General features: G+C 37.3%; 7 protein-coding genes and 2 pseudogenes. 2 read left to right on the top strand and 7 right to left on the bottom strand.

Annotation, left to right across the window (positions count from 1 at the left end; translation table 11 throughout):
- A pseudogene (locus tag A2003_RS01455) lies at window positions 1-133 on the top strand (enoyl-CoA hydratase/isomerase family protein); the annotation flags it as partial.
- Window positions 133-2,091, top strand: a complete 1,959-nt coding sequence (locus tag A2003_RS01450; protein WP_201898251.1) for an acetyl/propionyl/methylcrotonyl-CoA carboxylase subunit alpha — start codon at window positions 133-135, stop codon at window positions 2,089-2,091. The pseudogene A2003_RS01455 and the gene A2003_RS01450, both read left to right, overlap by 1 nt.
- Window positions 2,092-2,120: 29 nt before the next feature.
- Here the strand turns inward: A2003_RS01450 and A2003_RS01445 are convergent, their stop codons facing one another.
- From A2003_RS01445 to A2003_RS01415, 7 genes and pseudogenes are all read right to left on the bottom strand, one after another.
- Window positions 2,121-2,588, bottom strand: a complete 468-nt coding sequence (locus A2003_RS01445) for a hypothetical protein (protein WP_201897795.1) — start codon at window positions 2,586-2,588, stop codon at window positions 2,121-2,123.
- Between the two features lie 111 nt (window positions 2,589-2,699).
- Window positions 2,700-3,619: pseudogene (locus A2003_RS01440) on the bottom strand (lipase secretion chaperone).
- Window positions 3,620-3,631: 12 nt separating this feature from the next.
- Window positions 3,632-4,978 carry a sphingomyelin phosphodiesterase gene (locus tag A2003_RS01435; protein WP_125318480.1) on the bottom strand — a complete coding sequence of 449 codons (1,347 nt, stop codon included), beginning with the start codon at window positions 4,976-4,978 and terminating at the stop codon, window positions 3,632-3,634.
- A 334-nt stretch (window positions 4,979-5,312) separates the two neighbouring features.
- On the bottom strand, window positions 5,313-5,732 hold the full coding sequence (locus A2003_RS01430; RefSeq protein WP_201897794.1) for a roadblock/LC7 domain-containing protein: 420 nt from the start codon (window positions 5,730-5,732) through the stop codon (window positions 5,313-5,315).
- A 21-nt stretch (window positions 5,733-5,753) separates the two neighbouring features.
- The gene (locus A2003_RS01425) at window positions 5,754-6,296 is read right to left on the bottom strand and encodes a GTP-binding protein (protein ID WP_004909026.1); all 543 of its coding nucleotides are present in this window, start codon (window positions 6,294-6,296) and stop codon (window positions 5,754-5,756) included.
- A gap of 8 nt (window positions 6,297-6,304) precedes the next feature.
- Window positions 6,305-7,276, bottom strand: coding sequence for a hypothetical protein (locus A2003_RS01420; protein WP_125318479.1), 972 nt, complete (start codon window positions 7,274-7,276; stop codon window positions 6,305-6,307).
- A gap of 150 nt (window positions 7,277-7,426) precedes the next feature.
- Window positions 7,427-7,786, bottom strand: a complete 360-nt coding sequence (locus tag A2003_RS01415) for a roadblock/LC7 domain-containing protein (protein ID WP_004802620.1) — start codon at window positions 7,784-7,786, stop codon at window positions 7,427-7,429.
- Between the last annotated feature and the right edge of the window lie 300 nt (window positions 7,787-8,086).

The raw sequence follows: 8,086 nt of genomic DNA, 5'->3' as shown, positions 1-8,086 counted from the left end.
TTTGAATGAACCTTTAGATTCTCTACTTGATGATGCTGCACAGCAATTTGCGCAAGCTGTCGGTGGAGTAGAAGGTCAAGAAGGTACGATGGCATTTATTCAAAAACGTTTACCAACTTGGACTGAGCAATGATGAAATTTTCAAAAGTTTTAGTCGCGAATCGTGGTGAAATCGCAGTTCGAGTGATGCAAACAGCGAAAGCGATGGGCTACCAGACAGTTGCTGTATATTCAGATGCAGATGCCAATGCTCGCCATGTTCAAGTGGCTGATGAGGCCGTATACATTGGTACTTCTAAAGTCTCTGAGTCTTATTTGTCGATCACCAATATTATCGAAGCCTGCAAAAAGACTGGTGCCGATGCTATTCATCCTGGTTATGGATTTTTATCTGAAAATACCGATTTTGCCCAAGCTTGTAGTGATCATGGCATCACTTTTATTGGTCCAAATGCCGCGGCGATTCATTTGATGGGTAGTAAGCGCTTGTCAAAAATTGCCATGATTGTGGCGGGTGTACCTTGTGTACCGGGTTATGAAGGTGATCGACAAGATATCGAATATTTAGCAGAACAAGCAGAAAAAATTGGTTTCCCCTTGATGGTGAAAGCATCTGCTGGGGGTGGTGGGCGTGGTATGCGCTTGGTTCACCAGTCTGCTGATTTACTCGAGGCTTTAAAAACAGCGCGTTCAGAAGCCGAAAATGCATTTGGTTCAGGTGAGCTGATTATTGAAAAAGCAGTGATTGCACCTCGTCATGTGGAAATTCAAGTATTTGGTGATACGCATGGCAATTACGTTTATTTATTTGAACGAGACTGTTCAATTCAGCGCCGTCATCAGAAAGTAGTCGAAGAAGCACCTTGTCCCGTGATGACACCTGAATTACGTCAGCAAATGGGCGAGGCTGCAGTTGCTGCCGCCAAAGCTTGCGACTATATCGGTGCAGGTACAGTTGAATTCTTACTGGATCAATCAGGCGAGTTTTATTTCCTTGAAATGAACACCCGTTTACAGGTTGAGCATCCAGTAACAGAAATGATCACGGGCCTCGATTTAGTTGAATGGCAACTCCGTGTCGCAAATGGTGAAACTTTACCTCTACAGCAGCATGAACTCACTTTAAATGGACATGCAATTGAAGTGCGTTTATATGCAGAAGATCCACGACAGGATTTTTTGCCTCAAACTGGAAAGGTACTCAATTGGAAACCTGCAGGCTCTGATGGAATGTTATCAAATGTTCGGATTGATCATGGTATGTTAGAACAGGGTGAAATTAGTCCGTTTTATGATCCAATGGTGGCGAAGATAATTGCTTATGGTAAAACTCGTCAGGATGCGATTCGTCTGTTAGCGCGCGCAGTAAATGATTGTGTGCTATTGGGTGTGAACAGTAATAAACAGTTTTTGGTGAATTTATTACGTCATCCGATTGTCGTGGCAGGTGATACTAATACCGCATTTATTCAACAACATTTTCAAGATGATGTCAGCCTACATCAACAAGGGCCAAGTTTGGAAAATCTTGCGGTTGCTGCAGCATTGTTCACTCAACTGAACCAAGCGAAAGTTTCATGGCAAACAGGTATTTCTGTGCCTTTCCCATTAAAACTAAAATGTGCTGATCAACAGCTATTACTTCATGTCCAAACAGATCATGATCAACTGATCGCTATGCTATGTGATCAGCAAGTCAAGATTAAGATTCTAGCGATTCAAGATACACAGATCATTTATGATGTAGATGGTATACGCCGTAAATTGAATTATGTACTTGACCAAAATCAACTTTATTTAGATACGGCGAATGGCAATCTCATAATTGAGAATAGCACTTACGCAGAACCTGAAGCGGTTGAAGTTATTGGTGATGGGAAGATTCGAGCACCAATGGATGGTGCGATTGTAAATCTACTGGTCAATGCTGGAGATACCGTTACCAAAGGGCAAACTTTGTTGATCTTGGAAGCGATGAAAATCCAGCAACAGATTAAATCTGATGTGGATGGTGTTGTTGATGAACTCATTGGTCAAGTCGGTCAACAAGTGAAAAAACGACAATTGTTATTAAATGTCACAGTTGCATAAAACGTATGAATTAAAAAGCTAGGCTAGACCTAGCTTTTTAATAATTTCTCTACAGCATTCAGTGAACTTCTCGAATTTCCCTTTAATTCTTGTGTTGCAAACTCTGCTAAAGCTTGTTCATGTGCCAATAAATATTGTAGAAAGGTTTGAGTCTGAGCATCAGCGTGTTGATTCATTCTCTCAAACGTTTTCATAAACGGTTCAGTGCCTTGTTTAAGTAAATGCATCGCAACTTTCCAAGGAAGTTTTGCCATCGCAATCCCAGATGCTTTGGCTTGTAATTTAATATGTGGTCGAATCTTTGCGGTATGACCATTTTGAATCAAAAACTGCTGTAACTTATGCAAAGTTTGAGTTTCTAATTGAGCCAAGACATTCCATTTATATTGTTGCTCAGTCGAGCGGGTATGCTTTGCTGCATTTAGAAAAACCAATTCACCTAAGATTTCAGATTCTAGTGCGGTATTTAAGTCATGTTGCAGTTTTGGGTAATTCATTCCATTGATTTCCAAAAAAGAAGCTTTTCGTGAGTTTTACTTTTACCTCAGTATAGGTGAAAAAATGAGATGCTGAAATAGTCGCCATCTGTATATCAGATGGCATCAAAATCAAGGAAACAGATTCGATCGCAAGCTTTCAAGACGTTGTTGATACTGCTTTTGCCACTCAGTTTCGGAAAGCTGAGACTTGAGCGGTTGCATTTCTTGTTGCAGTTGTTTGAGTGCTTGCTGGTATTGATCCTCTTTCTGCTGCTGCTGTTGTTCACGTTGTTGCTTAAATTGCAGGTCTAATTGCTCTTGTTGTGTGAGATAGCGTTGTTGTAATTCTCGTTTTAGACGTTGAGTTTCAGCAGTCGGTTGTTTTTCATCAAGTAGCTGAACAGCTTGTTCATAACGAGCAAAATTATCCTCTTGCTCCATTAATCGAGGATATTCTTGTTGAAGCGTTTCTAATGCAGCTAATCGTTGTTCAGGGTTCAATTGCGTACTCTGTTTAAGTTTCGCATAAGCAAAACGATAATCTGCATATTCACGTTCTTGTCCAAAACCTAAAGCCGCTTCGTCTTTGCCTAGCATCTGTTCTCTAAGTTTCCAAATTGCATCAAAGCGTTCTTTGGGGGATAGCGCCGTTGATAATACTGTACTTTGCATTTGCTGTTCATATTGCGGCATACGCTTCAATAAATTTTGCACAGTTTGAGCGAATTTTTGATCAGGATAGGCATTAAGTGCTTTTGTTAATGCAGCATTGCAGTCATCTAAATGGCAACTGGCTCGGTATTGATTTAAAAACTGGTTAATATTGCCTGGATTTTTTGTAAAGCCTGTAACTGTGTCTGTAATGATTGTTGCAATATCTCATCCTTACTTCTGTTTTGTATATCATTTGAATTAGACACAGTGTGATTGGAGGACTGTTCATTTTTGGTTTGTTGCGTAGCAGCGGAAGAGGTGGTGCTCTTCCAAACTGCAAACGCAATTAAGACCAATAGAACAATAAGGCATGTGATCCATAGTCTTTTATTCATAATACTTCCTACTTAGGGACCGTAGTTAAAATGTCCCATCACAGGGAAGTGATCTGATAAATCCCAAGTCATATAAAGCGGATCTGCGGTAGAACGTAAAATACGAACGTCATTGCGAGATTGAATAGGCTGACGATGTGTATTTGAAGAAACGACATAATCTAAATATTCAACCGTTGTTCCACCCGAACCAGCTGCGCCAGCTAGTTTGTTGACACGTGGGTCAAAAGTTGAAGCAGTGTAACCAGTACTGATTGGTGCAGTTGCATTAAGATTGGTCAGCATATCTTGATAATCTTGCGGCCATAAGAATTTATTTACATTAAAGTCACCACCCATTAATACCGCATCGAAGCTAGGAATATTTTGCTGATTAACTAATTGACGGATTTGTTTAAATTGGACTTGTCGTAATGCACGTGCTTCATCTGTATCGAAGGAAGCCGTGTGGGTGGATGTTACGTGATAAGCTTTTCCATTTTTGATGATCTCAGCATAAATTACACCTTTGTCAGCAAAACAATCTGTTCCTGTACAATCTGGATAAATCATTTCAGCTGTTTTTACGATTGGATATCGACTTAAAACAAGGACACCACTGTCATATAAGTTATAGCCTGAACCAACTGGAACATGGGTTTGATATGGATATTGTTGGGCTAGTTGATTCAGCATACTAGTCCGTGATGATGAAAATGCTTCTTGAAGCAAAATGACATCATATCCATTTAAATGATTTGGTAACTCTGCTAGGCGTTCGCTAATTTTGCTTGCAACCATAGGCAATGCATAAATATTGTATGACAGTACTTTTAATTCATCTGCGCTATTGGATACAGGTTCTTGCACTGTGTTTTGGTGAATTGTGTAGTGGAAATCATCATACCCACCCGTATATTCAGCTTTGACCGCAGCCTGAGCAGATAAGCCTGCATAAGTTGTATTAATTCGATGAATTGCACGATCAGAATACCATGGCGATGTCGTGGTTGCTGTTTGGATACCATTCTTAATCGTACTACCTGTCCAAGTTCCTGTCATGGTTTGTTTGAGCGTTACTTGTGAATTTCCACTCGTTACAACAGTGTCAAAATTATAGGTTTTACCTGATTTTATGCCTGAGTATCGATTCATTCGCAGCACGCGTTTAGTCTCATAGGGTGCGATTTGAGTCGCTTCCTGAGCCCACTCATTTCCAGCTTGTAAAATATGCGTTCCAGTTTGAGTGATTTGTACAGATACCGTTTGAGGTGTTGTATTCGTGACAAATACATAAGAATCAGCATATGCATTTTGTGCAGATACGCCACCTGCTAAAAGCATAACCCCAGCGGCAAATTTAAAGCTGTCCAGCTTCATCGTTCTTCTCCGTTAAATTTAATTATTTGTGAACAAACTCCTTTTCATAATCATTTAAATTTTCGTTTTTGAATATTTTGGGTTATGATTTGTTCGAAAATAATCATAATTGAAAAATATTTATAATTCATTTAATTTTTTTTACCATTCATTTGAATTTGTATGATTTATCTTGTTGTTTAAGCATATTAAAAACTGGATAAGTAGGGTTTGTTCTGAATAGTTGGGTTATTTGCAATACTTCAAAAAAGAAAATTATAGAATGTGGATTTTCGAAATTAAAAAAGCTCTGACAAATTGATCATTCATCAGAGCTTAATTTATGCGTTATGAATTATGCTTGATCAGCTTCTATGATTGCTGCGCTTGCTTGCTTAAGGCTATATAACAATTGACCAAGTAATACGTCTTTGTTGCTTAAAGTCACCATAACCATTGGGTGGTGGGGGGCAGGGATTGAGGTCAGGATCGCCTTACCATTTTCTGCATCTAAAGTAATACTTTGACAGCCAGTAAGTTGAATCTCTTTTAAAAAGGCACTCACCATAGCCAGAATAGAACTACTCACCGCAGCAAGCTTAGTACTATTATATGGATTCTTCTTGTAAACTGATGCCAATTCAAAACCATCTGTAGAGCAGAGCATAATATAATCAATGCCACTAATATTCATCAATATGTCATTGGCTTGAGCTTTAGCCAAATGGATCAACTCCTTTGGCGCTGTACGTTGTTGACTTGGAATGCTGAACATAATTCTTCTCTTTCAAAATGATTAATTCGTTGCTCTCAGATTGACTTCTAATGCTGCAATCAGTGATTCAATCATCAGCAGAATGTGTTCTTGTTTTCGGGCATCAATAAAAAACAGAGGATATTGATACTCATTTTGAATTAACCAATCTCGATAAATTGAAATCGGTTGCCCTTTATTTTCATCAACATGCGTGATGCCGATCGAAATATTTTGTGTATAGTCTTTAAAAGTATCTAAATAGCCTTCTAGCTCCTCTAGAGGAACTTTACTATTATGATCAACCAAGATAATCACACCCAACGCACCTTGGCAAATAACTGGCCAAATGAAATCAAATCGTGCTTGTCCAGGTGTTCCATAAAGTCCAATTTTAACACCGTCATCTAAAGTAATTTCACCATAATCAATGCCAACTGTTGTTTGCATTTTATTATGTGCCTGACTGTCTGTATTAAATGCTTCGGTTGCAAGCACAGGAATTTCGGAGAGAGATTTAATCGCTTCAGTTTTACCTGCACCCATGCTTCCTGCAAATACAATTTTATATTGTTGAAGAATCATAGAATTCCTTATAGCCCAAATCGGCGTCGGATTTTGCCGAAAAACTTATTTAAAAAGCCTTGTTGTTCGTTAGAGGCTTTGGTTTCCTCTAATTTTAAATAATGACTTTCTGACGCTGGGATAACACCGCCATTATTTGAAATAATGCATGCGGAAATAAATTGTTGAACCGTTTGAATAGGGAGTTTGAGTTGTGAAGCTACCTGTGAAAGTTGAGCTCCTTGTATAAAACATGCTGAAAGTAAAAGTGCAATTTTTCGATCTGTGCTTTGATGTGGTTGAGGCCAATACTCAATTTTGTAATATTCGTTTTCTTTAGGCGATAGCTTTTGAAATTCAGAAGAATGCCAAAAAAGATTCCATAACCAGTCTTGTAAGTCATATTCGACTTTACGAGAAACCTTAGTAAAATCAGATGTAGTAGCAAATTTATAGTTAAAACTATGATTTGTTTGTGTATTTAGTCGAGTTGGCTCTAACCATGCAATTTGGCTACGTGTATCAATGATGGCTAAAGTGCCATGATCATCAAAGATGTGTAATCTTGCATTTTCTGGATTAAACATTTCAGCAAGAAATTTTTCATTTATTGCATCATGTTCTATCTTCAATTCATTTGTAGTTTGTTGTGGTTGGTGACTAGCCAAATAACTTAATAATCGATGTTGAATCCAGTTTTTTAATGCATCCCCTTGCTGAAATGGCAGATAAAGTGTGTTGTTTTCTTCTATAGTTGATGAATCGTGATGTCCTTTAGATACTTTTAAGCAGGGTAATTGTTTTTCTTTAATAATTCGTTGGATACCTTCAGTATCAAAAAAATTTTCATTTATTAGTAGCAAGTCTATATTTGGATCGGCGATGTTTATCCAATTAATGCCAAATTCATTCGGTATTGTTTTTCTAAGTTCTATTTTTAATTCGTCTGAAACTTTTAAACTTATACCTGAAATTGCGATATTAATGCAATGTCCATTCATAGTATCACTTTAATGTTTTATAAAAAATTGGACTGCACAAAATTAGTCATAATTAATGACTAATAATAGACCTCTCATATATTTTTATATATTAATGGAATATAAAAATATACAAGAAGTCTAGTATATAATGTAACTAGATAATACTAATTAAGCAAAATCTAATTCTTTTTCAAACGTTTTAAGTTCGTGACGAGCCATAGCAAGGTTTGACTTGCTGCGGTCTAAAACAAGATAAAGGAACAAATTGCCATTGCTTTCTAGAGGACGAATAAGGTGATAAGCCTTACCTAAAGTAATCAAAATATCTTCGATATCATCGTTAAGTTTCAATGAGTTAGCTACGCGACGCTTTGCGCGGATTACTTCTGTATTACCAGCTGCTGCTAGTTCTAAATCAATTGATCCCCCACCTTGAGTTGCTAGTGCTAAACCGCTTTCTGTATCTACTAACGCTGCTGCAACGAACCCATCAATATTTGTTAAGCTTTCTAGTGAAATTTTAGCCATGATATTATCTCTACTAATACATCTTGTTTATGAATTTATATTCCCTACTTTTGTTTTAGATTATTCTTCAAAAGCAGTTAATATCATTATAGGAATCTATATAATTAAATCAATTGGGCTTTAAAATAATTTAATTCACAAGATAGCTGTAAATTGACAATTTTTGTCAAGCTATCAAAATAAAATAATAATTGAGGACTATGTTTTAATTTTATTGTGAGTTGTTTCACATAAATAAATGGGTTTAAGTAGGTTTTTTAATTGTAAATAAATGTAAATGGAATGTTAATTAGACAAGCT

It is taken from the genome of Acinetobacter sp. GWC1_38_13 (genome assembly GCF_001767535.1).
In the GTDB taxonomy this organism is placed as follows: domain Bacteria; phylum Pseudomonadota; class Gammaproteobacteria; order Pseudomonadales; family Moraxellaceae; genus Acinetobacter; species Acinetobacter junii.
The sequence above is the reverse complement of the archived record's forward strand: the minus strand, read 5'-3'. Positions and strand labels throughout refer to the sequence as shown.